This window comes from Streptomyces sp. NPDC001480 (assembly GCF_042894725.1).
In the GTDB taxonomy this organism is placed as follows: domain Bacteria; phylum Actinomycetota; class Actinomycetes; order Streptomycetales; family Streptomycetaceae; genus Streptomyces.
The window spans coordinates 181,076-202,624 of sequence record NZ_JBIAVX010000006.1 but is presented as its reverse complement, the minus strand read 5'-3'; the positions used below and the strand labels follow the sequence as shown (position 1 = coordinate 202,624).

The 21,549-nt window shown below is 70.4% G+C and carries 20 protein-coding genes and 4 pseudogenes; 14 read left to right on the top strand and 10 right to left on the bottom strand.

Translation table 11 applies throughout. The features are described 5' to 3' along the window. The first annotated feature begins 44 nt into the window (after window positions 1-44). Entirely contained in the window at window positions 45-272 is a 228-nt protein-coding gene (locus ACFY01_RS16450; RefSeq protein ID WP_390736392.1) for a DUF2945 domain-containing protein, read from the top strand. A 6-nt stretch (window positions 273-278) separates the two neighbouring features. After that, window positions 279-383 (top strand): annotated as a pseudogene (locus tag ACFY01_RS16445) (DUF3140 domain-containing protein); the annotation flags it as partial. 95 nt (window positions 384-478) lie between these two features. Here ACFY01_RS16445 and ACFY01_RS16440 read toward each other — a convergent pair. Next, on the bottom strand, window positions 479-1,144 hold the full coding sequence (locus ACFY01_RS16440) for a hypothetical protein (RefSeq protein WP_390736713.1): 666 nt from the start codon (window positions 1,142-1,144) through the stop codon (window positions 479-481). 242 nt (window positions 1,145-1,386) lie between these two features. Then, window positions 1,387-1,893, bottom strand: coding sequence for a SigE family RNA polymerase sigma factor (locus ACFY01_RS16435; protein ID WP_390736391.1), 507 nt, complete (start codon window positions 1,891-1,893; stop codon window positions 1,387-1,389). Between the two features lie 139 nt (window positions 1,894-2,032). Between ACFY01_RS16435 and ACFY01_RS16430 the strand changes: the two are divergent. Continuing rightward, window positions 2,033-2,796 (top strand): annotated as a pseudogene (locus ACFY01_RS16430) (zinc-binding dehydrogenase); the annotation flags it as partial. 61 nt (window positions 2,797-2,857) lie between these two features. Then, complete coding sequence (locus ACFY01_RS16425; RefSeq protein WP_390736390.1) at window positions 2,858-3,571, top strand: SDR family NAD(P)-dependent oxidoreductase; 714 nt, start codon at window positions 2,858-2,860, stop codon at window positions 3,569-3,571. 14 nt (window positions 3,572-3,585) lie between these two features. Here the strand turns inward: ACFY01_RS16425 and ACFY01_RS16420 are convergent, their stop codons facing one another. Next, window positions 3,586-4,299: a TetR/AcrR family transcriptional regulator gene (locus tag ACFY01_RS16420; protein WP_390736389.1), complete on the bottom strand. Its 714-nt coding sequence runs from the start codon at window positions 4,297-4,299 to the stop codon at window positions 3,586-3,588. A gap of 128 nt (window positions 4,300-4,427) precedes the next feature. Between ACFY01_RS16420 and ACFY01_RS16415 the strand changes: the two genes are divergently transcribed. Both ACFY01_RS16415 and ACFY01_RS16410 read left to right on the top strand, forming a co-directional pair. Further along, complete coding sequence (locus ACFY01_RS16415; RefSeq protein WP_390736388.1) at window positions 4,428-5,105, top strand: SDR family NAD(P)-dependent oxidoreductase; 678 nt, start codon at window positions 4,428-4,430, stop codon at window positions 5,103-5,105. Between the two features lie 968 nt (window positions 5,106-6,073). Then, window positions 6,074-6,433, top strand: coding sequence for an STAS domain-containing protein (locus ACFY01_RS16410; protein ID WP_390736387.1), 360 nt, complete (start codon window positions 6,074-6,076; stop codon window positions 6,431-6,433). A gap of 283 nt (window positions 6,434-6,716) precedes the next feature. Here ACFY01_RS16410 and ACFY01_RS16405 read toward each other — a convergent pair whose 3' ends face one another. From ACFY01_RS16405 to ACFY01_RS16380, 6 genes and pseudogenes are all read right to left on the bottom strand, one after another. Then, window positions 6,717-6,983 (bottom strand): hypothetical protein, encoded by a 267-nt coding sequence (locus ACFY01_RS16405; protein WP_390736386.1) that lies wholly within the window; start codon window positions 6,981-6,983, stop codon window positions 6,717-6,719. 46 nt (window positions 6,984-7,029) lie between these two features. Next, window positions 7,030-7,286, bottom strand: a pseudogene (locus tag ACFY01_RS16400) (TetR/AcrR family transcriptional regulator C-terminal ligand-binding domain-containing protein); the annotation flags it as partial. Between the two features lie 362 nt (window positions 7,287-7,648). Further along, on the bottom strand, window positions 7,649-8,140 hold the full coding sequence (locus ACFY01_RS16395; RefSeq protein ID WP_390736385.1) for a hypothetical protein: 492 nt from the start codon (window positions 8,138-8,140) through the stop codon (window positions 7,649-7,651). Beyond that, window positions 8,137-8,565 (bottom strand): ATP-binding protein, encoded by a 429-nt coding sequence (locus tag ACFY01_RS16390; RefSeq protein ID WP_390736691.1) that lies wholly within the window; start codon window positions 8,563-8,565, stop codon window positions 8,137-8,139. Before ACFY01_RS16390 ends, ACFY01_RS16395 begins: the two co-directional genes overlap by 4 nt. A 529-nt stretch (window positions 8,566-9,094) precedes the next feature. Then, the gene (locus ACFY01_RS16385) at window positions 9,095-9,880 is read right to left on the bottom strand and encodes a zf-HC2 domain-containing protein (protein WP_390736384.1); all 786 of its coding nucleotides are present in this window, start codon (window positions 9,878-9,880) and stop codon (window positions 9,095-9,097) included. Between the two features lie 25 nt (window positions 9,881-9,905). After that, window positions 9,906-10,526 (bottom strand): sigma-70 family RNA polymerase sigma factor, encoded by a 621-nt coding sequence (locus ACFY01_RS16380; protein ID WP_390736383.1) that lies wholly within the window; start codon window positions 10,524-10,526, stop codon window positions 9,906-9,908. 652 nt (window positions 10,527-11,178) lie between these two features. Here ACFY01_RS16380 and ACFY01_RS16375 point away from each other — a divergent pair. The 6 genes and pseudogenes from ACFY01_RS16375 to ACFY01_RS16350 all read left to right on the top strand — a co-directional run. Next, window positions 11,179-11,484, top strand: a complete 306-nt coding sequence (locus ACFY01_RS16375) for a plastocyanin/azurin family copper-binding protein (protein ID WP_390736382.1) — start codon at window positions 11,179-11,181, stop codon at window positions 11,482-11,484. Then, a complete protein-coding gene (locus ACFY01_RS16370) occupies window positions 11,484-12,485 on the top strand; it encodes a metallophosphoesterase family protein (protein ID WP_390736381.1) in 1,002 nt (333 codons plus the stop codon). Before ACFY01_RS16375 ends, ACFY01_RS16370 begins: the two co-directional genes overlap by 1 nt. Continuing rightward, window positions 12,482-12,937, top strand: coding sequence for a hypothetical protein (locus ACFY01_RS16365; protein WP_390736380.1), 456 nt, complete (start codon window positions 12,482-12,484; stop codon window positions 12,935-12,937). The genes ACFY01_RS16370 and ACFY01_RS16365 overlap by 4 nt, the downstream gene beginning before the upstream one ends. 132 nt (window positions 12,938-13,069) lie before the next feature. Continuing rightward, window positions 13,070-13,327, top strand: coding sequence for a hypothetical protein (locus ACFY01_RS16360; RefSeq protein WP_390736379.1), 258 nt, complete (start codon window positions 13,070-13,072; stop codon window positions 13,325-13,327). Between the two features lie 52 nt (window positions 13,328-13,379). After that, window positions 13,380-14,078 (top strand): hypothetical protein, encoded by a 699-nt coding sequence (locus ACFY01_RS16355; protein ID WP_390736378.1) that lies wholly within the window; start codon window positions 13,380-13,382, stop codon window positions 14,076-14,078. Window positions 14,079-14,188: 110 nt separating this feature from the next. Then, window positions 14,189-14,401, top strand: a pseudogene (locus tag ACFY01_RS16350) (transposase); the annotation flags it as partial. A 206-nt stretch (window positions 14,402-14,607) separates the two neighbouring features. Here the strand turns inward: ACFY01_RS16350 and ACFY01_RS16345 are convergent. Then, window positions 14,608-15,597: a translation initiation factor 2 gene (locus tag ACFY01_RS16345; RefSeq protein ID WP_390736377.1), complete on the bottom strand. Its 990-nt coding sequence runs from the start codon at window positions 15,595-15,597 to the stop codon at window positions 14,608-14,610. 58 nt (window positions 15,598-15,655) lie between these two features. On the opposite strand from ACFY01_RS16345, the gene ACFY01_RS16340 reads away from it, so the two are divergent. Both ACFY01_RS16340 and ACFY01_RS16335 read left to right on the top strand, forming a co-directional pair. Further along, entirely contained in the window at window positions 15,656-20,161 is a 4,506-nt protein-coding gene (locus tag ACFY01_RS16340; RefSeq protein ID WP_390736376.1) for a peptidase C14 caspase catalytic subunit p20, read from the top strand. Continuing rightward, window positions 20,162-21,541, top strand: coding sequence for an esterase/lipase family protein (locus ACFY01_RS16335; RefSeq protein ID WP_390736375.1), 1,380 nt, complete (start codon window positions 20,162-20,164; stop codon window positions 21,539-21,541). Window positions 21,542-21,549 lie beyond the last annotated feature (8 nt).

Genomic DNA, 21,549 nt, shown 5'->3' with positions numbered 1-21,549 from the left:
AGAGCGGGAGCAGACCGCCGACGCAGGAATGAAGGAGAGTCGGCATGGCGAAGAAGCGCGATGCGGGCAAGGAACTGAAGAAGGGTGATCACGTCACCTGGCGCAGTCACGGAAGCCAGGCCGAGGGCGAGGTGGAAAAGGAATTCACCAACCGGACCGAGGCCGCGGGCCGCACGGTGGACGCCTCGCCGGACGACCCGCAGTATCAGGTACGCAGCGAGAAGTCCGACAGGACGGCGGTGCACAAGCCGTCCGCGTTGAAGAAGAAGTGAGCCGACGTGGACAGCGGCGAGCGCAAGGAGGTTGGTGAGACGTTCCGTGAGCTGGTGAACATGGCACCGGTCGAACTGGAGAAGTGGCTCGCCTCCGACCAGTCACGACGTGCCGGGCAGCACCACTTGTGCGTGCCGCGGCCGGCCAGGAACACCGTCTGCCGGCTGTCGCTGGCAGACGTTGTACGTTCCCGGCGACAGCCCGCTCAGTCGGCCGAGCGGAGCCTCACCTTGTGGGCGTCGGCCGTGACGGCGTACCTGGTGGGCGAACCTGCCTCCGTGGCCGAGCAGTACACGGCGACGGTGCCGTCAGGAACGGTGGGCAGAACGTCCTCGGACTTGGTCGTCGCCCCGGCCAGGTGCCTGGTGCGGATCCGCTCGACGGTGGTGAAGGCGCCGTCGGCCGTAGCCCCCCGGCCGAGCACCTTCTTGCACAAGGCGGCGCCTGATCTGATCGTGGCATCCTCGCGCCACGACGCAACGGGCCGTCTGCGGTCGTCCAGGAACCGCAGCGTGCGGGTGGCTGAGTCGGCTGACTCCTCCACGACGACGTACGCGGTGCGCGCGACCGCGTCCACGAGGTCGGGGGGCTGCGTGCTGAGCATCGGACAGGACTGGAATCCCGGCGGCGGCAACGTGGCGGTGAACGAGCCGTCCGGGCGCAGGGCGAAGCTGCCACCGACCAGCGGACCACAGGCCCGGTTCACCTGCCATCCGTTCGGTGCGTCGTCCGCCCCGATGACAAGGTTCGCCGGGACACCGCTGGCATCGCGCCAAGACGTGACATCGCGGCCGTCCATTTGAACGGCGGTCCAGCGCCCGCCGAGGTCGTGGGCGGTTACGGCCGCACCGTCGAAACTGGGAGCGGCCATGGTGTTGCTCCTGTCGTGACCAGCCTGCGTCGCGACCGCTGCCGATCCGGCAACCGCTACAACACAGGCGACGACGCCGGCGACGGCGAGGCGTCGGCGACGCCGCCGCCTGGTCCCTGCGCGGACAGCGGCATCCACGTCGATGTGATCAGCCGGAGCACTGATGCTGAGGGACGCGATACGCGCCGCGAGATCTTCCGGCGTATGGTCGTGTTTCACGATTCCCCTCGAAACTTGGCGGGTCATGCAGTCTCTGCGGGCCGCGTCCGCAAAGCGGCGCGCAGAGCCTCCAGGCCGCGGCTCGTCTGGCTCTTGACGTTGCCCGTACTCGTCTTGAGCACGGCCGCGGTCCGCTCGACGGACAGATCCTCGAAGAAGCGCAGCACGAGTACGGTCCGCTGACCGGCCGGGATCGTCAGCAGGGCAGCGATCAGCTCGTCGTCACGCTCGTCCATGCTGGTGTGCGGATGCGGGCGCAGTGTGGCGACGTCCGACTCGCTGATCTCACGTCTTGCCGGTCGACGCAGATGGTCGTTGTGGAGATTGCACAGGACCCGTCGGACGTACGCACGCGGATCACCGGCTGCCACCACCCTCTCCCATCGCGAATACAGCCGCCCTAACGCGTCCTGGACGAGATCGTCGGCGAGGTACCAGTCACCGCAGAGCAAAAACGCCGTCGTCCGCAGGCGCGTACGGTGCTGGAGCACCCAGGTGCGGAAGTCGGTCTCGCGCCGATGACCGGTCACGCTCTTCCTCGTCTCACGCCTTCAGGCATCCCGTATCCCATGGCCGATCCAGGTCCGCCTCTGCCTACGTCCTACACGGAATTGGGAGCGCCTGGGGTTGCACGCGTCCGCCGAATCCCAGGGGCCGGGCATTTGGTGGTCCGACAACACCTGCGACATCTGCCGGGCCGGGTTCCAGTCCAAGTGCGTGCACGCCGAGTTCGTCCACGCAGGCATCGGCACCCAGGCCGAGAAGGCCCGCATCCCGCTGGCCGACGGCACTCTGGTGGCCACGCCCGGGCAGCCCACCCGGAGCTGGTCCCCGCCCTGCTGGCCGCCTCCGACGTGCTGGGCACCGGCTGGTACGAGGCCGTCGCCGCCGAGGCCGGGCCCGGCAAGACCGTCGCGGTGGTCGGCGACGGCGCGGTGGGCCTGATGGCAGTCCTGGCCGCCAAGCAGCTCGGTGCGGAGCGGATCATTGCCATGTCCCGCCACCCGGAGCGGCAGAAGCTGGCCCGCTACTACGAGGCGACCGACATCGTGGAGGAGCGCGGCGAGGAAGGCATCGCCAAGATCAAGGAACTCACCGGAGGGCTCGGCGCCCACTCGGTCGTCGAGGCGGTCGGCACGCAGGAGGCGTTCATGCAGGCCGTCGGCGCCACCCGCGGCGGCGGGCACCTGGGCTACGCGGGCGTCAACTACGACGTCCAGATCCCCGGCATCGAGCTGTTCTTCGCCGGCATCCACACCCTCGGCGGCCCCACCCCCGTGCGCCGCTTCCTCCCCGAGCTGATCCAGCTCATCTGGGACAAGAAGATCGATCCCGGCAAGGTCTTCGACCTCACCCTTCCCCTGGAGCAGGCCCCTGAGGGCTACAAGGCGATGGACGAGCGTCGCGCGACCAAGGTCCTGCTTACCCTCTGAGTACCGGGCCGACAGCCCGCCCTCACCCTCCCCCCACCTCACGGACGGAGAACCCGAGCACATGGCCCTGATCTTGGTGACGGGAGCCTCCAGCGGGCTCGGCTACGCGACAGCGACCGCGCTGGCCGGGGAGGGGCACCACGTGGTCGTCCACGCCCGCACCCCGGCACGCGTCACCGCGCCTGCGGGAGGGGGCCGGTGGGCGGGCGTGGCGACCGGGGATCTGGCCGGGATGGACGGAATCCCCGGTGTCGCCCAGCAGGCCGCCGCGTTCGGCCCCTTCGACGCGGTCATCCACAACGCCGGCACCATGCACACCCCTGAGGCGGCCACCGTCAACACCATCGCGCCCTACCTGCTCACGGCCCTGATGGACAGGCCGTCCCGCCTGATCTACCTGAGCAGTTCCATGCACCGGGGCGGTTCCACCGGCCTTGCGCGGTTGGCCGACGGCACGGCCTCCTACAGCGACAGCAAGCTGTGGGTGACCACCTTGGCCATGGCTGTCGCCTCCCGGTGGGAGGGGACGGCCGCCCACGCCGTCGATCCGGGTTGGGTGCCCACCCGGATGGGCGGCCCCGGCGCGACCGACGACCTGGTCGCCGGCCACCAGACACAGGTGTGGCTGGCCACCCGCGACGACATCACGCCGCCCACCGGCGGCTACTGGTACCACCAGCGCACCCAGGAGCCGCACCCCGCCGCGCGCGACCCCGAGTTCCAGGACCGGCTCCTGCATGCGCTGGAGGAGCGCACGGGGGTACGGCTCGACTGACCACCGACCGCGGGTCAGCGCCCCTTGCCGGTCTCGGGTGAGGTGATGCCCAGGCTGGCGCGACGCATGGCCCGATACAGCGCGGCATCCTCCGGAGGGTCCGGCAGCGTGCCGCGGGCGGGGGCCCGGAAGGACTGGATCATCCACGCGACCGGACGGCGCCAGGCATCGGGTGCATCGTCGCCGGTGGCACTCAGGACGCCGGCGTTGGCCATGAGCAGCAGGACCAGGTCCCGGCTGGTGAAGTCCTCACGCAGGTCTCCGCTGTCCTTGGCGCGGGCGATGAGTTCCAGGAAACCCTGGTACGCCTCTGCGCGGCACGCCTCCAGGGCCTCGGCCCCCGGCAGGCTCATCGTCAGGACGTCGGCGAAGCCACGGTCGGCGGCCTGCATCGCGCAGACCGTCTCGATGTAGCCGGTGAAGCCGCGCCACGGCTCGGGGTCGGCCAGGGCCTCGGCGGTGGCTTGCACGTAGGCGTTCATCCGGTCCGCGAAAACGGCCGCGACCAGGTCTTCCTTGCTGGGGAAGCGGCGGAACATCGTGGCGATCCCCACCCCGGCCTCCCGAGCGACCGAGGCCATCGACGCGCCCAGCCCGTCGCGGCCGAACACCGTGCGCGCGGCAGCGATGATCCGCGCCCGATTGCGCTCCGCATCGCTGCGCAGCGGCTGAGCAGCGGCGTCGGCTGTGCTTCCGGCGTCGCCGGCGTGCTGGTCCCGAGGGGTCATGCGGATCAGACTAACAAACCGGAAAGGCCTGTCCGGTTCCCGTGTTACGCTCGAACGGCGAACCGGATAGGGCTTTCCGGATAGAAAACGGATAGCCCTTTCCGTCTCTACTTCACGGAAGGCTTCCCATGCCCACCATTGCCATCGTCGGCGCCGGCCCCCAGCTGGGGCTGGCCATCGCGCGTACCTTCGGCTCCCGCGGTCACGACGTCGCCCTGATCTCCCGCAACCCCGCCAAGCTGGACGACCTGGCCGCCAAGTTGGGAGCCGACGGTGTCACCGCCGCCGCCTTCGCTGCCGACGTCCTCGACCGCGACGCCCTCGCCGAGGCATTGCGGCGCGCTGCCGCGCACTTCGGCGGCATCGACGTCCTGGAGTACTCCCCGGTCGGCGGCATCGACTCCACGACCCTCACCACCCCGAGCGTGACCGAACCAGCGCACGTGCAGCACGAGATGGAATTCCAGCTCTACGGGGCCATCGCCGCCACCCAGGCGGTGCTGCCCGCGATGCGGAAGGCCGGTGCCGGCACCCTGCTCTACACCACCGGCGCCGGATCCATCGACCCCGTACCTCAGGTCGGCAACGTCAACGCAGCCGCCGCGGCCCTGCGCAACTGGGCGATCAACCTCCACAAGGAGCTGACCGGCAGCGGCATCCAAGCCGCCCACGTCGGCATCGACGTGTCCATCGGCATGTCGGTCATCCCCGGCTTTCCGACGGCCCAGCCCGAGGAGATCTCCCCGGTCTACTGGGAACTGCACACCACCGACCGCGACAAGGCTGAACGGGTCTTCAGTCGCTGACACCACATCCGCCAACCGTTGATCCTGCCGCGGCGTTCTCTGTCGCGGCACGATCAACAAGGTCAACGAGGCCGAGCGCAACGACCCGCGCAAGCCGCAGCTCGACACCGAGGACCTCGCTCTCTACCCCGCCTACCTGCGGGGCGAGGACTCCGGCAGCTATCCGGAGTGGTGCCTGGAACACGCTCGGATCTCCGTCCACGCCGCTGACGGCTCGGTGCACAGGTTCGACAACCTGCGCCTGGACAAGGTGGCCGACAACCGTCGCATCTGGCTGTCGCAGGCGTACGGCAAGCGCCTGTTCCTGCGGCCCGTCCACTCCTGACCGCATCCCACCTGCCTCGTGTAGGCAACCGCTGCCGGACCGGTGCGGTGGGAATGTTCCCCGGGCGCGGGTGGTTGTGAGGGACGTGGTTGTGAAGGGGACAGTGTCCCCGGGCCTCACTTATTGCCTGCAGGGACGATCGTTCGGCTGAAGCCCTGCTGTGCCTTTCGCCGCGTAGGCGACCGCCCTTCACGACCGCGTCCTGTGTGGGCAGCCCCGGCCAATCTCCTGGTCGGGGCTGTCTGCTCTCGCGACGGCCGGCCAGTCGGACGTATCGGGCGCGCCGTTGGCGGCGTGCACGGCGTCCGCGTTCGGCTTCGGCCGCTGGTCACCCCCTACGCCCCCCAGACCAGGCCGTAGACGTACTTCACGTGGCCCAGGCACGCGCGTGGCGCACCAGTAGGAGCGCGGCGGCAGTGCCCACTGGTGACGTTTCCGCTACGGGGAATCGCGGGTGGGGGCGGGAGTGTGCGACGGTGGGAAGACACGAGACAGACCGGCACCCGCGGGTGCCGGCCTTGAGGGGAGCCGGGCGTTGCCCCCATCCCGGGCACCCGACCCCCTGCCATCGTCGTTGACCCCCTCTCCTCGGGGGTGCTTCGCCTTTGGGCTCATCAACCCCCGGAAGGGGGGCGCGCCCACCATGAACATCACCACCGCAATCGACGGCACCTCCGCACGCATCACACTGCGGGGGGACGTCGATTTCGACACCCTGCCCCCGCTGCGCTCCGCCGCCGACGCGCTACCGGCACACGTGACCGACCTGCTGTGGGACCTGCACCACACGCCCTTCATGGACGTCGCCGGCCTCCACCTCCTCTTCGACCACACTCCTGTTGACGGCCCAGCCCGCCGGACGACCGTGACAGGCCTGCGCCAGCAGCCGCTGCGACTGCTGCTCCTGGCCGCGGACCTCCACCCCGCCACCTTCGACGTCTCCCGCCTGCGTCCCGAGACGCCCCCCGCAGCTTTCCAGCAGGCGGCGCCCGAGCGGCCCTGATGAGCGCCCGGACGCCGACGCGGCAGTCCTCTCGCGATGTTTCCTTGGCGCGTTGGTGGCAATGGCGGACTGGAGGGCGTCGGGCGTGATACCGAGGTAGCGGGCGGTCGCGGCGCGGGACCCACCGCGGGTCATTCGGACGAGGCGGATCGTGGCGGCGACGCGGCGGCCGTGTTCTCGGCCGGGGCGTTCGTGCCGCCAGTGGACGAGGGCGCGCCGGTCGCAGGCCGTCGGGACCGCGGCGCCCAGAGCTGGCGGCCCTGGTGTGGCGCCGCGTCCGCGTTCAGCGGGCGTCGGACTGCCGGCCCGGCAACCGCTCGGCGAGGTCCGTACGGAGGTAGAGAACGCTGCGGCCGGTACGGTGCGAGACGGTGAGGTGGCGGGAGACGGTCGGCTGCCCGCGGGTGTGGAGCGCGGCTCGCCCGAGCAGTTCATCGCCTCGGCGGCGGACCTGGCCCACATCTTGCCGTACCTGACCGAGCACATCCGCCGCTTCGGCGAGGACTCCACCATCGAACTCGGCCTTGGATCGCAGGCGTACGACCCGCACCTGGACGACGCCTCCAGCCCGATCCGCTGCGACGGCCGGGCAGACGTCACAGCAATCGGCCGACCAGCCCGTCGACGTAGTCCGGGGTGAGCGAACCCATGCCGAGCAAGACGCGCGCATACATCGGGGCCAGGATGGTCCAGCACGCCGAACGCGTCACGTGCGCGCTCGCCGCGCTCGCGGGCGCGATCGAGCATGGACTGCAATTTGCCGGGTGCGTTCGGCGAGGAGGTCGTCACGCGCCTGCACGCCCTGCTGACCGTTGCTCGACAGGGCGACGGCCAGGCAAGGCTCCGCCGTGCCGCACCGTTCCACCGATCCAGATGCGGTCACCACCTCGAACGAAGCATCCACGAACAGCCGTTGACGGCGACACCGACCTTGGCCGGGAGACGTCCTCCCGGAGGCCGTCGCGGTGGCCGGCGTACTACCCGTGTTCGCTTCGGGTTTCAGGTGCAGACGCCGGAGTATCAGAAGCCGCCGGTGAGGGTGAGGCGGTCCGAGATGGCTGGCCGCCCAGCCGAGCCACGCCCTCGTGCGGTCGGTGCGAATCCTGCTATGTCGTTCCCTGACGCCGCCTAGCGGTACTGCACCTGGCTGATCTGCACACTGGCGCGGCCCGCGCGGTGGTCGGTGGCGGTGGCGCGGGGGTCAGTGTCCAGCCGTCAAGGTTCACCGCCCAGCGGCGACTCATGTGACCCGCCGGCCCGTGGCGCCCGGCATCGGGATGCGCACTTGCCGGTCGAGACTGTGGATGGCCGGGTGGCCGTCCAGGCGGCGTACTCCTGGCGGACGTAGGGGCGGAGTCCGGGGGCGAGCGTGATCGCGTCGGGGTGGAGCGGGCCGGCCGCCAGGCCCGGATGGTGGCGGTCGTGCAGAACGAGTTGCTCGGCGGTTTCCGCGGCGGCTGCGAGGGGACCAGGGCCGGGGTCTGCCAGGGCCATCCGGTCCATGAGGGCCGCCCGCCGTAGCAGCCAGGCCCGTTCGGTGGCTGTCGCGTCGGCCAGGGGGCCGGTGACGGACCGGGCCTGGCGGCCGTCGCGTTCGGCCCCGAGAGCGAGCACTTGATGCATCTCGCGGCGCAGATCAGGCGCATTCGTGTACGCCTCGTGCGGAGGCGGGGCGCCGATGCCCTCATGGCTGTTCGGGCCGGTCATGCCGAACACCTCAGGCTGGCGCGGACTTTGCGGCCGCTGCGCGTCTGGTGGACCTCGGTCGACTGGGCGAGGTACTGGACGATGCCGGTGCCGCGGCCGTGTTCGTCGGGGGCGATGTCGGGGCGATGGCGCTCCACTGTCATGCCGGAGTCGGCGACCACGATGTGCAAAGTGCCGTGGTCGAGGACGAGTACCAGGGTCATGCGCTCGCGGCCGTACTGGGCGGCGTTGGTGGCGAGTTCGTCGACGATGAGAACGGCGGAGTCCCGCTCGCTTGCGGGCACGCTCCAGGTCTCGAGCAGATCGGCCGCGAAGTGACGAGCGGCGGAGACGTGCGCCTCCTGCGCGGGCAGGGTGAGCAGCGCCTGGTGGCGGCAGGGCTGGTCGAGCAGTGAACTCGGGCGGGGCGAATCGGTCACAAACATGTTCTTCTGGCTCTTCTGTGGATGTGCGGAGCTCGGATCGGAGGAGACGCCAACAGCGTCGGTGCGGTCGGTGGGCCGGTCCTGCATGGGCGCGCTCATTCAGTTCCACGGACGACGCATGCCCAACGGTTCGAGCCAATTGCGCCTTTTGCGTGGCTTCTTGCCGGTCACGTCAATGCCAGCGGCCTGGCTGGGTCCCTTGCACCTCTGCCAGAGCTCGATCGACGCCGAATTCGGCCGGGCAGGACCGGTAGCCCGGTCCCCTCGCCCCGGTCGTCGGCGCACTCACGCAGCAAGTCGGGTGAGGACCGGGTCGGTTCGCGGGGGCTGGTGGTGAGGGCGCCCGGCTCCAGACGGAGCCCGGCGCGAGGTGGCATCCCTGCCACTGGCGAAGCCGCCTGCCGGGAGCTGCCCACAGCCCGACGACCGAGCCGCTGAACTGCCCCGGTGACCGACTCGGTCCGCCAAGTGACAGGCCGGGCAGGCGAAGCAGCCGCAGCGCGGCGTGGTGGCCTCGATGGTCAATGCCTCAGGGGTGAATGGTGACCAGCTTCTGGCCGTTGTCTGCGAGGATCTCGAAGTGTTCGATGGCTCCCGGGGACATGGCAACCGCCCCTGGGATCTTGGTGCCGTGCGGGTACGCGCCTGCCCGCCAGGTGGCGCCGTCCGCCCTGGTGCCGCCGGGCCCGACCGCCTGTAGCCGACAAGTGATTCCGGCGGGCGCGCCCTTGGCGGAGACTTCCAGGACACTGCCCCAGGCGGAGGGGGAGACCTTCACCGAGGCGGAGACGCCGGTGGCGGGATCGCTTCCGGAGAACATGCGCCAGGCAGCCGGCGCGGTCGGCCCGGGCGGCGTCGCCTGACTGCTCAGGGATCCGACAGTCGCCAGCCAAGTGCCGCCGGCCGCTGCCGCGATGAACGCCAGGGAAGCGGCAGCTCCGGCCAGTTGCAGACGCCACGTCCTGCGGCGCCGGGCCGCGGCCTGCCGCAGCAGCCTCTCCAGCACATCCGCCCGTGGTGCCGGTGCTTCCGGTACCACGGGCCGTGTGGGCGTGGAGTCCTGCGCACCCTCGGCTGCCCGTGCCACCAGCCGGTCGGCCAACTCCCCGTCCGTCGTCGGCACCGTTCGTCCCGCGGCTTCCGCCGCGGTCACCGTCGCCAGCAACGCGGGCAGTCCCGACAGCCGGACGTGTTCGGCCCGGCACTCGTCGCATCCAGTGAGATGGACGCGCACCTGTTCCATTTCTGCCGAGGGCAGTGTGCCCAGGACGTATCCCCCCAGCGCCAGCCGGAGGGCGTCGTGCTCCGCACTCATTGTCGCCACCTCCCGCACGCCACGGTCATGGCTCGATCCCCCGCTCCTGGAGCGCCAGCCGCAGGGCGTGCAGGGCGTAGTACGTCCGTGACTTCACGGTGCCCAGCGGGATGCCCAGCACCCGTGCGGCCTCCACCATGGTCCGGCCCCGGTAGTAGGTCTCCAGCAGCACCGCGCGGTGGTCCGGGGACAGCGTCCGGACGGCGTCGGCAACCGCCCAGCTCTGCAGTGCCTGCTCGATCTCGTCCTCGCCCGGTGTCTGCTCGGCGGCTCGCTCCAGCACTTCGCCGCCGGCCTCGGCAGGCCTCGCCTGCCGGGCCCGGTGGGCGTCGATGACCAGATGCCGGGCGACCGTACACAGCCATGCCCGGGCCGGGCCGCGTGCGGGATCGAACGCGGCGGGGTGCTGCCACGCCCGCAGCAGCGTCTCCTGCACCACATCCTCCGCCCATTGCCAGTCTCCTGAGGTCAGTCGCAGCACGTAGTGAAACAGGGGCCCTGCGTGCTCCTCGTACAGGGTGCGCAGCAGTTCCTCGTCCGCGGTCGAAAGGGACCCTTTACCGGAGACACGGCGCGGGGACCGATCCGGATCGGCCCTTGGATCACGTTTTCGGAAACTCCGGGGCATAAGTCGATCGTCGCGCATATGTACCGCTTTGTCCTGTAATGCACGGCGCAGGACAGGTAACCGTCAGTGAGCGCACGAAGGCGCTTCGGTGTCTGGTCTCCGACGCGATGCCAAGGAACTCCTACAAAAGTGCATATACGTCGAACCGTATGCCCCTCGCCGTCCGTGAAGCCGGACATACGCCGACATACGTGCAGTTCCTCATCGGATCCCCGCGTGGCACAGGACGGATCGGAGGTGACCGAAACACACCCACGCGACGCACGCGCTCCTGGCACCGGCCACGCAAGCCGTGCCCACCCCGCGCATCGAAGTCGGCGCCACCGCGCCGCCTCGGCTCGTACCCAGCACACCTCTCTGCGGTTGCCTGCGCCCCTGTCGGCGCAGTCCCCGTCTCCGCCTGATCAGTAAGGAACGGACACCCATGCACCTGAACTTCCGTACACCGAACCGGCGATCACGCGCTGCGGCCGGGCTGGCCGCCGCCACCCTCGCCACCGCCGGCGCGCTGGGGCTCCTCAGCGCATGCGGCCAGTCGCCGCACCCCTCGTCCTCCGGAGCCGGCGCCCTCACACCCGGCCCGGGTCAGCACCGGACGGCCGGGATGTCCGGTGCCACAGGGCCGGGGAATACGGCGGATTCCCCTCCCGGCGCCTCGCCGATGCCCAGCATGAGCATGCCCGCGAGCCACTCGAGCACGGGCGCGCCGGCCGCGCCGGTGACCGGGAACGCCGTCGGGATCAAGAACTTCGCATTCGCCCCGGCCGCGCTCAAGGTGAAGGTGGGTACGACGGTGACCTGGACCAATCAGGACACCGACGCCCACACCGTCACCAGTGCCGGAAAGGGTGGCCCCTTGCATTCAGCCGCCCTGGCCACCCACGCCACCTACAGCTACACGTTCACCAAGCCCGGCACCTACGCCTACCTCTGCACCATCCATCCGTTCATGACCGCCACCGTGGAGGTGACCTGATGACCGACTACTACGACAGCCACGACGGAGCGCCGGACCACGACGCCCGTCAGCCTGACAGGGAACACGGTATGACGCGTCGCCAACTGATCCGCCACGCAGGGTGGTTCGGCGGCGCGGTGGTACTGACCGTGGCCAGTGGAGAGGTGATCAGCCACATCGCCGACTCCCGGGGCACCAACGCCGGCGCCACTGTCGGTGCCGCCGCCGCGGGAACCGGCGCGCTGCGGTTCGTGCAAGTCTCGGACAGCCATATCGGGTTCCAGGGCCCCGCGAACATGGACGTGGCCGGCTCATTCACCGAAGCGATCAACCAGGTCAACTCGCTCGGATTCAGGCCTGACTTCGTCATGCACAGCGGCGACCTGACACACCTGTCCACGGCCGGACAGTTCGACCAGGTCAAGCAGATGATGGCCGGAATGAAGACAGACCGTGTCTTCACCGTACCGGGCGAGCACGACTCCATCGGCGATGCGGGCCGCGCCTACCGGCGGACCTTCGGCGCGGGCACGCTCGGCGACGGCTGGTACAGCTTCGATACCCACGGCGTGCACTTCATCGCCCTGGTCAACACCCTGAGCCTGGAGAAGCTCGGCCACCTCGGCAACGACCAGATCGACTTCGTCCGCAAGGACGTCGCTGGACTGTCGTCTGACACCCCCGTCGTGGTCTTCAGCCACATCCCGCTGTTCGCCATGTACCCGCGGTGGGGCTGGAGCACCGACGACGCCCTCAAGGTCATCGCCCTCCTGCGCCGCTTCTCCTCTGTCACCTGCCTCAACGGGCACGTCCACCAGCTGTTCACCAAGACAGAAGGCAACATCACCTTCCACTCCGCCACCACCACCGCCTACCCCCTGCCCAAGCCTGGCCGTGCCCCCGCCCCCACCCCGCAGGTCGTGCCCGCCCGACAGCTCAAAGACGCACTGGGCATCCGCAGCGTCGGCTACCGCCAGGGCGACCGCGAACTGGCCGTCAAGGATCAGAGGCTGGCATGAACACCCGAAGACTCCCCATCCCCGCCCTGCGGTGGGCGACTGCCGCGACCCTCGCCGCCGGCGGGTACATCCACGCCCAGCTCTACGTCGACGAGTACCGTTTCATCCATATCATCGGGCCCCTGTTCCTCCTCCAGGCCGGCGCTTCCTTCGCACTCGCTGCCCTGCTGCTGTTGGGGACACCGCCCCTGATGCTGAGGGCCGCCGCAGCAGGCGTCGCGCTCGGGGCCCTCGGCGGCTTCGCCGCCTCGCGCACCGTAGGCGTGTTCGGATTCACCGAGCGCGGTCTACAGCCCGCACCACAGGCCGTCCTCAGTCTCCTCGCCGAGACCGGAACGCTGCTGCTCCTCGCGATCTGGCACATGTCGGTGGCCACACAACGCCGCGCTGCCCGACTACCCGTCAGGCCGCCGATCCGCAACCGTGCCGCCACCGGCACACCCCCCGACTGAACCACCACGGTGCAGCCCGCCAGCCACGCCACCTGTCACTCCTCCCGGAACGAAGGGGTATCTCCCATGCACCTGGAACCACGCCCAGGAATCGCCTGGCCGAGTCCGCACCTCCGCGTACTGAGGGACGCTGTGCGCATCCTGCTCGGCCTGGACGACGACACCGCCGTCGTGATCCGCCAATTCAGCTGTGGTGCACTCGGTTACGCACCGCTGGAAACCGTCGTCGAGGTGCTGCCCATGGACGGCGGGATCCACCGCTGGACACTCCACCGCCCCGCCGACGAGCTCACCGAGCACGACCTGGCCGCTGCTTTTCAGGCGGCTCCGACTCGGCCGAGCGCGTTCCGACCACCTGATGCGCCGGCCGACACCGCTGCGGGCCTATGACGTCGCCGTCACGCACACCACCTCATGAGGTCCTCACTGGTGCGGCACAATCGTGGTCGACTGGGCAGGCAACGGTGGGGGTGGGAACGTGGGGCGTTTTGGCTCGCGAAACCGACGCAAAGGCATACCGAACGAGCCGGCGCTGCTGGCTGCGGCTGCTGAGAATCCCGGTGGCAGCGTCGCCGAGATCGACCCGACGCATATCGACGACCCGAACGGCTACGTACCTCCCGAGGCGATCCGCGGCGCGTGGTTGGTGGACAGCAGCGGGAAACTGACAGGCGAGTATGAGGAGAACCCCCGTCACGGGGTGCCACAGGACGACTTCAGCAAGCTCACCGACCCTGATCACTGGCTTGGCTGGCTCGGCGATGATCCCGCGACCGCCATCCGGAAGGGCATCGAAGAGTCCTTGCGCGCCCAGGTCGCAGACGCCGTGGTCGAGTGGGTCAAGATTCTTGAAACGCCCCGGTTTCTCACGGCCGGGCGTCGACATTCCGAGGACGAACAGGTCATGTTGGTGACCCGCGCGGCACTGGCCGCACCGTTCGCGTTGTCCGTGCGCACCACGCAGCACGGGCGCTCCATCCTCATGGGGGTCTTCTCGTGGGCGGCGGTGAACCTCTCACCGCCCGGCGTCCGCAGGGATCGGCACTGGTTCGACCTGGGCGTCGGGCTGGACTGGGCCGGTGAACGGCTTCAAGAGCGGATCTACGAGATGGACGGTGACGACGGCACCGCCGAGCGGTAGAGCGGCAATGTCACTCCGTACCGGCGGCCAGAGCGGATACGTGACGCCGTAGGCGCCCTGGACGGGGGAGGAGGCGTCCGACCCCTCAACCGGCGGGCGGATGGCCCCAGGTGGTCAATGGGATCTCGTGGAGACTGTCCACCGGGCCGCCTGGCGCGATCTGCCTGAGCGCTACGGGCCGTGGAAGACGGTCTACGAGCGCTTCCGGCGCTGGTCGGCCGACGGCACCTGGGACCGCGTGCGGCCACGGCCCGCAAAGGGGGCAGGCCCGGCCGGGCGAGGCAATCGGCCGGTCCCGAGGCGGGCTGACCACGAAGATCCATTTTTGCCTGCGACGGCCGGGGCCTTGCTCGGGCGGCATGCCGTGATCGAGGAGAACGCGTACGTCGGTGCCGGGGCGAAGGTCAGGGAGTACGCCTCCGTGGGGCCGGGATCCGCCGTCGGCATGGGGTCGCTCGTCCTCGGCCACGTTCCCCGGGGGAGACGTGGGCGGGAAACCCCCTGAGACGTCTCACCCCGGCCTCCCGGCTCACAGACCGCGGTCCGACATGACCTTCTGCTCGGCCCGCTCCACGGCGAACCGGCCGGCCGGGTCACCGCCGGTGCGCTCCACGGCACCGCGTACCAGGGCGAGATAAAAGAGGGCCGGCGCGCAGGGTGTCCACCGCTCCTCCGGCTCGTCCGCGATGAAGCCGAACACCGACTCCGGGTCCGCGTCCACGAACTCGAACCGGTCGTGCTCCCACTTGTCGGTCACACCGCGCGTCCAGCGAAGACGCAGCGCCGGCTCGTCGAGCTCGGGCACCACCGCGCGGAAGAACGCCGCCCACTGGTGGTTGACCAGGTCGAGCCCGAACCCGAGCAACTCCACCTTCGTCTTGTCCCCGTCGTGCACGGCGAGCTCCTCGAAGAGGGCGCGGCGCGCCACCGCGTGCAGGCTGACCGGGCTGCCGTCCCGGGGCAGGTCGTGCTGCTGGGCCAGGCCCTCGTTGGCGGAGGAGTTCCACCGCGCGCTGTTCGGCCCGGCGACCTGGGCGCTACGCCGGGAGAACAGCATCTTGCCGTCCTTGCCGGTCTCCAGGGCCACGTTGATGCCGAAGCTGCAGTTCATCCAGGAGGGCGCGTCGGCCGGGTCACTGCCCTCCAGATACTGCTGGCGCAGCGTGAGGCCGTTCTTCTGCCGCCGGTCCAGGTTGAGCGAAGTGGTGAGGAAGTCGAAGTAGTCGGCGTCCCGCATGGTGAGGGACACCACGGGCTCCTCGGCCAAGTGCGTACGGGTGACCACGACCCGCTCGACCGCGAAACGTGCGTTGTTCCACCGATGCGGCAGTCCGCTGGCCTCCTTGCGTTCCTCCTCCGCCTCGACGGACCGCCGCCAAGCGGCGATCTCCTCCGGGAACTGCACACGCTTCGGCGTGTACTTGACGTGGACGTTCTCCTCGTCGATGGGCCGGGTTCCGTCACCTTCGAAGAGATGACAGCCTGTCGCCCGGCCAACCACGGTGAATCTGTCTCGCATCGCCAACTCCACTGGTAAATAAACTGTGGTGGATCTCACGGGGGGTGCTGTCGATCTCATGGTACGAAGCAACACGGACAACCGTCTGGCGTTACTGAAGGCCGAGCGGCGATCCTCTTCCCTGGTGGGCACGATCGCCGTACCGGAGTACCTCCATCCGGACGCGGAGGAGCGGCAAAGACTGCGCCGCCCGCAGCTGGCTGAGGTCCGTGACCGCTTCACGGAGACGGCGCGGGAGAGGCTGGGCTTCGGGGAGACCCTCGGGGCCGACCGGGGCGGAGCGACCCGGCGGCAGTTGTGGGCCGGGCTGGAGGAATTCCTGGCCGACGGCGCCCAGCGGAAGATCCTCTACTGGACGGGACACGGCGTCCAGCGCGGCGACGAGGGCTACTTCCTCGCCTGCGCCGACACATGGCAGTCGGGCCAGTTCGACCCCGCCCGGGCCGTCCCCCTGCTTGAGCTGGTGGGATTCCTGCTGCGGCCGGAGTACGAGGCGGACACCCTGCTGATCATCGACGCCTGCTCCTCGCAGAGCTACAACTCGCTGGGCGAGGCGGTGCGGCACGCCGTGGAGCTGGAGCGGGACTCCGCGGTGATCCGGGCGCGAGAGAGCCGTCGGAAGGGCTTCGCTGTCATCGGCACATCGGGGGCGGACGCACAGGTGCCGGCGGGACGCTGGGTGACATGGCTGGAGGAAGCGCTGGCGAAGCCGGACTTCGTGGCGGACGACCAGGCCCGCCCGTTCGAGCCATCCGCGCTGTACCTGCCGCTGCCGTATCTCTGCCGTGCCGTGGACGCGCGGGCCGCGGACGACGGTCTGGACGAACCCGCGCAGCGGCCGGACTGCTGGGAGGTCCGGGCACTCCCCAACAACTTCCTCGACAACCCCTACTACCATCAGTCCGACCGGCCGGTGTACACGCCGGCCGTGCTGACGCGGCGGAAGCCCTGGATCGAGGCCGAGCAGTTCGGTCTCGAGGAAAACAGCCATCTCAGCCGCCACTTCGCGGGCCGGCGGGACGCGCTGAGCCGGATCGTGCGCTGGATGGACACCCACCCGAAGGGGCTGATCGCGGTGACCGGCCTGGCGGGCACAGGGAAGACCGCGCTGCTCGGCCGGCTGGCCCTCACCTCCCTGCCGAGCTGGCGGGAGACCCTCGGTTCCGACCTCGACCCCGCGACGCTGCCCCGGGCGGGGACCATTCACGCGGCGCTGAGTTGCCGGGGGCAGTCCGCCCATTCGCTGGCCGCACACCTGCGGAAGGTGCTGGCGGACATCGACGGGGCACCGGCGCTGCCGGAGGAGCCGGTGATGTCGGAGAAGTTCACCGACGCGTTCGGGGAGTTGGTCGGCCGGGCGGGGTCGGTGAACCTGATTTTCGACGCGCTTGACGAGGCCCTCCCGGACCAGGCGTACGCGATCGCCCGACACCTTCTGGGCCCCTTGGCGAACACGCCCGGTGTCCGGGTGATCGTCGGCACCCGGGCACAGCCCCGCCGGCGTACCACCGCGCCCGCGGAGGAGGAGTCACTCCTGGACACCCTGGAACTCAGCGTCGAACCCGTGGTCCTCGGGGACGACGAGGAGGCGCGCGAGAGCATCACTGGCATGGTGCTGTCCGTATTGGACACCGAGCAGTCCCCGTACCTGGGTGTCACGCGGGAGGAGGACCGCGACTGGACGGCAGAGATCGTCGCGGCGCAGAGTCACGGCTCGTTCCTGGTGGCCCGCCTGGCCGCGACCGGGCTCGCCCGGCGGACCACGGTCGCCGCCGAGGCCGAGCTGCTGGCGTGGCTGCGTGACGGCGGCATGGATCTACGCACCCGCCTGGCGGAGGAGACGCGCTACCTGAGCGAGCAGCCCGGCGCACAGCGAGCCCACGAGGTGCTGCGGGCGCTGGCGGTGATCCAGGGCCCCGGGCTGACTCCGGACGCGACCTGGCTGAAGCTCGCCAACGCGCTGCGCGAGGCCGGCTCACCGGAGCTCACGCTGGAGGATCTGCGACAGGTGTGCCGGAGTGCCGACGGCGGCATCGTCGCCACCCAGAAGGACGGCGCGCGGCAGACGGCCGGGCGGATCCGCCATCAGCTGGCCCACCCGAGCTATGGCGAGTTCTTCCTCTCGGACGCCGGACTGACCGCCCGGGAGGCACACCGCAGGGTGCTGGACGCGCTCCGGGCTCGCGGCGGCGGCGACTGGAGCGACGCCGACGAGTACACCCTCGAATACCTGGGCGCCCATGCCGCCCAGGTGGGGCCGGACGCCCTGCGGGAGCTCTTCGAGGACGTGGGCTTCCTGCTGCGTACGAACCCCGATGTCATGCTGCCGCTCGCGGCGGGCCTGGCCCGGGACTGCGACGGCGCCGCGTTGTACGGCAGGGTCGGGGGCTCGTTCCCCCGCGCGTCAAGCCCGCTGTCGGCGTCGGTTCTGCTGGAGCGCAAAGCCCTGCTCAGCGCCACCGCCTTCGTCAGTCACCGTGACGTGACGTACCGGACGCTGCGGCCCACCGACGGCTTCCTGCCCTGGCAGGAGTACTGGACCGATGTCCCGCCGGACCCCCCGGAGTGGCGGCGCGCGGCACCTTCGGGCGGCGCGCGGGCGCTGAGCTGGCGCGCCGGGGCCGGGACGGTGGGGCTGACCCACGCAGACACCCTGACCGCCGGTGGACTCGGGGAGATCCAGGTCCTGCACCCGGAGTCGGGCGCTCGGCTGCTGACCCGTCGGCTGCCCAGGACCGGCGGGGAGCGGGGACGCCCGCTCAGCGAGGTGCGTGAGGTGGGTGCGGGAGCCCGCTGGACCACCGTCGCCCGGGACGATCAGACCGTGTACTTCTGGCGCGCGGGTGCCCGGATGCCCGATCAGGAGTACCGGTGGGGCGGCAGTGTGCGCGCCCTGTCGGTGGCCGAGGTGGAGGGTGAGAACGTGGCCCTGGCAGCCGACGGGGACCGGGTGTGGGTGTGGTCCTGGAGGAACGGCACGCACCTGGACACGCAGCTGAGGGAGGTCCGTACGGCGGATGTACGGCAGCTCGCGGCCCTCACCTTGGGCGCCCGGATGTTCGTTCTGGCTGCGGGCGCCGAGCGGGTGGAGCTGTTCGAAGTGGTCCGGACCCGCAACGGGGGCGACGGCCTGCGCGCCTGCCGGACCGATCCCGGCGTGACCCTGGCGGCACCCGCGATGGCCGTCGCAGCGTTCACGGTCTCGTCCCGGGAGGGCTTCCTCGCCGTGGCCGACGGGACCGCTGTGTACGTCTGGCGGTGCGAGGTCGAATCCTTCCCCGAGCCGGTCCTGGAAAGGAAGGCGACGTATCCCTCGAACGCGCGCGGCCTGGCGTTCGGGCGGTACGGCGATGAACTACTGCTCGCCGGATACGAGGAAGTGGCCGTCCGGATCTGGTCCGTCGAGCGGTCCGGACGCGAGGCCACGCTCGTTCTGAGCGCCCCCCGGGAAGGCGCCATGGCGTTCGAACCGGGCGGTCAGGGACTGCTCGCGGTCGCCGACGGCCCGTACATCCGAGTGGTGGACGTGCTCCCCGCGCTGGAGGCCGGCTACGGGACCCAGCGGCGGCCGAGCAACGAGCGCCCGGTCCTCGCACTGGCGGGCGCACCGGACGGTCCGCCGCTGCTGTGCCGGGCCTGGCACGACCGGATCCGGATCTCCCGGCCGAAGCAGGGGGATCCGGCCGCCCTTCCGGCTACGGAACTCGCCCACGACGGGCGCACGGTGACAGCGGTAGCCGCGGTGCGGGCGGCGGATGGCTGGACAGTGGCCGCCGCGGCCGGCCGGACCGTACGGCTGTGGCGTCTGGACGACAGCCTGTCGGTCGTCACCCACCAGGACATCCCGCTCGGTGGGGACGCCGGCCAGCCGGCCCGCACGCTGAGCCTGGTCGGCGGCCCGGCCGCCGGCACGCTGCGGCTGAGCGTGGCGGACGGTCGGCGGCTGGTACGCCACGAGGTGCCGGCCGATGTCTCGTCCGCCGGGATCGAGGTGCGCGAGATCCGGACCGACCGCGGGTTCTGCGGGATCGACACGAGGATCCTGCGGGACGGTTCGTACTGGATGGCCGGTGATCTGAGCGACCAGCTTCAGGTCTGGACCGAGGGCGATCACGGCGTCGAGCGGCGCGTCCTGCTCACGGCCGGCCCCTCCTGCCTCGCTCTCGGGGAGCTGTACGACGACGAGGACGACGCCTCGATGCCCATGCTGGCCTGGGCGGACCACGGCAGCGTGTACGTCAAGGACTGCTCCGGCGACGAGGGCATTCACCCCCCGGAGCGGCTGCCGGGGGACTTCCCCGACGTGACGTCCCTGGTGTTCGCCGGCCCCGTGGAGCGGCCCGTGCTGTTGCTCTGTACGCCGGAGACGGTGTCACGCGCATGGGACGTCTGGTCCCGGGAATGGCTGGACGGGCCGGGGATTCCCACGCGGGGGTACGACGTGCACGCCGTCCGTACCGCGATGGACCCGGAGGGTCTGCTGATGGCGTTGCAGGGGGAGGACCGTTGCGATCTGATCCGGCTGCCGCACACGTTCTTCGGCGCCCGGACACGGGGAGAGTGAATGGAACACGATCTGGTGGTCTTCGTCCCAGGGTTTCTGGGCACCCGGCTGTGCCGGGACGGCCAGGACCTCTGGGCGCGATGCGGTGAGCAGCTGATCGGCTCGGCGGCCGCGGCGCTCACCGAGGTGGCCCTCCCGCCCGGGCTGGGAGACGCTTCGCCCGAGCGCCCCTTCCGGCTGGACGCCGACGCGCTGCTACAGGTCCCGGACTCCGTGCCCGGGCTGCTGTCCTGCATGGGCTATCCCGACATCCGTGCCGCCCTGGGCGACCCGCTCGACGCGCAGTTCGTGCCGTTCGGTTACGACTGGCGGCTGTCCCACCGGCTGGTGGCCCGGCAGCTGAAGGCGCGGGTGGCGCGCGAACTCGACCGGTGGCATGCCGAGGTAGCCGCGCACTACCCGGACCGGACCGATGATCCGCGCGTCATTCTGGTCTGCCATGCGACGGGCGGTCTGATCGGACGGCACTACCTGGAGTGCGAGGACGGCCGGGAAACCGCTCGGACCCTGGTCACCCTCGGCACCCCGCAGCAGGGGCTGGTCCAAGCCGCCCGGCTGCTGGCAGGTCATGCGATCCCCGGCGACGCCGGACTCGGGGCGGACGTGGCCGCCCGGCTGAACGAGGCGCTGCGCGACTGGGTGCTCAACCTGCCGGCGGTCGTCGAGATGCTGCCCTGGTACCCCGCCGTGCGGGTCGCGGGAAAGAGCCGCGAGCGGCGGATCACCGACAACCGCCACCCGGTTCCCGGACTGCCGGGCGACGCCGTCCGCGAGGCGCTGGCCTTCCGGGAGGAGTTCCGCTCGGCCTGTGACGAACACCGGCGCGTCGGCCCCCTCCCGTACACCGTGCACTGCGTCGGCAGCGTCGACTTCCCGAGCCCCGAGGCGCTCGTGCTCTCCTCCGACGGGTCGCGGATCACCGACAGCCTGCCGGGACCCGGCGACGGGACGGTGCCGCGTCGGTCGGCCGTCGCGGACTGGACTGGTACGGACCCCATGCTGTGGACCAGCTTCCGGAACGCGGACCTGGCGAGCGGCCCCGCGCTCCGAGACGCGATGCTCGCGATCCGCGCGGGACGCTCGCCCGGCGGCAGTCTCGCCGGTGAGGAGGGCATCGCCCTGCACCTGCCCCGGGACCCGGTCGCTGCCGGCCGTCCGTTCGTGATCGAACTGCTGGGGCACGACCTGCCGCGGCGCAATCTGCGGACGTTCATGTGGCGTTCGGGCCGTCCCGACAAACAACCCCTCGTCTTCCGGCAGCACGAGCCCGACCGATATCGGGCGGAACTGGAAGTCACCCCTGGACGCTGGGTGGTCGAGGCGCTGGTCGACCGGCCCAAGGGGCGTGACCGGAGGGACGTGACGGTCGTGGCGGTATGAGACGGGAG